The 2,975-nt window shown below is 58.6% G+C and carries 2 protein-coding genes and 1 pseudogene; all 3 read left to right on the plus strand.

Features of this window, described 5'->3' with window-relative positions; genetic code table 11:
* On the plus strand, nucleotides 1-239 hold a 239-nt coding region (locus tag LRX76_RS18660; protein WP_231807130.1), incomplete at its 5' end, for a DUF2345 domain-containing protein.
* Nucleotides 240-244: 5 nt separating this feature from the next.
* A complete protein-coding gene (locus LRX76_RS18665; protein ID WP_231807131.1) occupies nucleotides 245-1,099 on the plus strand; it encodes a DUF4123 domain-containing protein in 855 nt (284 codons plus the stop codon).
* 133 nt (nucleotides 1,100-1,232) lie between these two features.
* Nucleotides 1,233-2,975, plus strand: a pseudogene (locus LRX76_RS18670) (T6SS effector BTH_I2691 family protein); the annotation flags it as partial.

Raw genomic sequence — 2,975 nt, forward strand, 5'->3', positions numbered from 1 at the left:
CAGCGCCGAACAAGCACCTGCTGGCCACCGCGGCCGGCGCCTACATCCGCATCGAGGGCGGCAACATCGAGCTGGGCGCGCCGGGGACGGTTGAGTTCAAGGCCAGCAAGAAGGAGTTGGCGGGGGCGCAGAGTGCCAGTGGCGAGGTGCCTGTGTTCGGGGAGGCCGAGCCCAAGTTCTGCGAACCCAGTGCCAAACAGGCGGATGCGTTCGGCGGCGCTTTGGTCGGCCTGGGTTGAAGCAAATGGAACGATTGGGCCATCGCGAATTCCTGGTGCAGGACTATGCAATTGTCAATTCCATGCAGGTGTTGCCGAATCATTATGCAGATCTGGATACGGTCTGCTTGTTACCGAGGGGATGGGATCGGCATCGTCGCATGATGCCGTTGCTAGTTGAATTGAAGAAGTTTCCAGAAAGAAGGCGGCTCGAACTGTTGGAGCGCGCGGATCGCTGGAGTCTGGAAAACGATATGCCGTTTTTCTCGGCCTTGTTGGTTTGTTCCACGAATGTATCCCTACTAGCCTCCCACCTGCGGAGACAGATGGTGCTGTCGCGGCCTGGTGCCCAGAGGGCTTGGTTACGCTTTCATGATCCACGCGTGTTCCGTCATCTACGCTGGCTGCTGACGCCAGCACAAATGACGGTGCTTCTGGGGCCTGTGCAATGCTGGACATGGTTCGAAACCCTGGAATGTCGATGGCATTCACAACCGAGTCCGGAAACAGAATTGCAACCATCGTCGATCTCGCTGAACCCAACAAGTGCTCAATGGGCGGCGCTCGATCAGTTTGATGCGCTCAATCTATGCCTGCGCGACATAATGGATGAGAGCGATATCCCACCTACCGACGAAATGGCCTTGAAATTGGCCGATGCACTCGTGGAGGCAGCGTCGATAGGTTTGCAAGACATCGCTGACAAGGGTCTATATGCACGACAGCGGCTGGTAAACGGTACCAATGCGGATTTCCAGGAAGCGACCAGACGGCGGTTGTCCATGGTTAACGCAGAAGGCATGTCCTACGTCGCTGCCTGCCGCATGGAAGGCGCATCCAATGTTGGTAGCGACCCGGGGCTTATAGGAGTATTGCCATGACGGACGTTCAATCCAGCCAAGACTACTGCCCGAACTGTACCAAGTTCGGCTTGCCGATACTGCCAGTCAGGTATGCGGTGGCCTGGAACAATGACAGCATTAACATTAAGGCCCCCCCGTCGCGGGATCTTTCCTTGATGGCGTCAAGGACATCTCGTTACCGGCGAATGCAGCCTGCTACACGCTGCGTTTGCTGCGTAGCGGCTATCTGTACGTTTTCAACGAAGTACGTGGGCAATGGAAGGCCTACCAAGTATCTGAGCAGTCGGAACTGACTGAATTCGACATCCGCGACAAAGCACCGCCTGTTACCGCAGAAGACGAGCCCTTAGTGGCGTGCTCTCGGCATGGCAGCGTCCCGCTGGCCCGTTGCGTGACGATTCCGGATGCGGCGCATGCGGGTCGTATTTGGGTTGCATTTTCCGGCACTGCCTGGACGGCCGAGGTACTTGCGCGCCACCGGGTGGAGGCGTTTCGCAAACGGCACATGCACTGTATCGACGTCGGGGCTTGGGTGAATGGCGGTGGCAAGGCACAGCCGAATGTGGATTCGTTGACTCGGATCCGGGATTGTGTGGCTGAGTATAATTTTCCGGAGCCGAACCGCAGTTCGCCCGATGAAGTGGTGGTGACCGCCTACAAGGCATTTCGTCATGCGCTGAATCAGCCACCAACCTTGACCGGAGAAGCGGACGACCTAATCGCTGCCGCACAACGGGCGGGTGAACAATGGGGCTATCCGCCAGCATTGATCGCGGTAGCCGATCCTGTGGGGGTGACCATGGAGTTGGCGCGCCTGATCGCGGTCGATCTGGAAGATGCACTCGATCCTAGAGAGCAGGCGCGCCCATTGGCGGTCTCGGCGGCAATACGCAACATTCAGAAAGCCATACAGGACGATGCCGAGAATCGCCAGATATACCGCAGCGAGCGTGATGCGCTGCAGATGATGAATCCTGGTCACATGGGCGGAGACGGAGCCGCCGCCGCTCAGGCCGGCACAGCGATTGCGGAAGCGCTGTTTCCAAGCGTCCGTAAGCAGCGGGAGGAAATGTTCGAGCGTTTCAGGAAGCCGACCCCCGCTCAAATGGCGGCCGCGCGCCGGGATGCGTGGGAGGATTATGAGCACAAGTACGACAAATTCCGGCTGGAGCAATGGGAGGCGCGCTGGAAAAAACGAATCGCCGATCACGACAATAGTGTTACCAGGCCGCTGGCGCTGGCGCATGTGCAGTGGATGTGCAGCGCCCAACTCTACGACCATCTGGACTGCAACCACGATGAGGGTAATGCGCATTCGGGCAAGGGGTTCGTGGACGCATTGCTGCTATGCATCCAGGATACGCAGCAATATAAACCTTGCATGGAGGTATATGCAAGGTGGCTGTCGGCCAGCCGGATAGAAAAGAACAATCTGATACTGCGAGCGCTTGGCTACAACCAGAAAGCCGTACTGGAGCACTTGGATTCAGTGGCGCAGGGCGGCCTGGAACCCTCGTCCCTGAAAGGACTGCCTTGGGATGGGTTGATTTCCGGCTACGACAGCGCGCTGGAAACGCTCGGAGAGGGCGGTCGGAATGCAGTGGTGCGTCTGACAGTTGCCTTGGGTGGTCCGTTTGCGAAAGTGGCTGGGGCAGCGGTGGACGGTGTGGTAGGTCCAGGTCTGGTGGCATTGGGATTGGTGGCCAAGGCGCCGGTGGTGATGGTGGACGTGACGATGAGCAAGGCCAACGCGATCGCCGAGCTCATTGCGCGGATGGCGGCCTTGAATCCCAAGGTGGCAGAGTTGGTCGATCTGAACCGCGCGATCGACATCCAGATGCGCAAGGCGGGGATCTACGGTTCGCCGGTGCAGGGAACGGGCCAGTACCGTTAC

Origin of the sequence: Stenotrophomonas sp. MMGLT7, assembly GCF_021168555.1 — a bacterium.
Classification (GTDB): Bacteria; Pseudomonadota; Gammaproteobacteria; order Xanthomonadales; family Xanthomonadaceae; genus MMGLT7.

Excerpts from the sequence above, each read along its gene's own strand:
- LRX76_RS18665 (WP_231807131.1), top strand. The coding sequence starts at position 245 with ATGGAACGATTGGGCCATCGCGAATTCCTGGTGCAGGACTATGCAATT.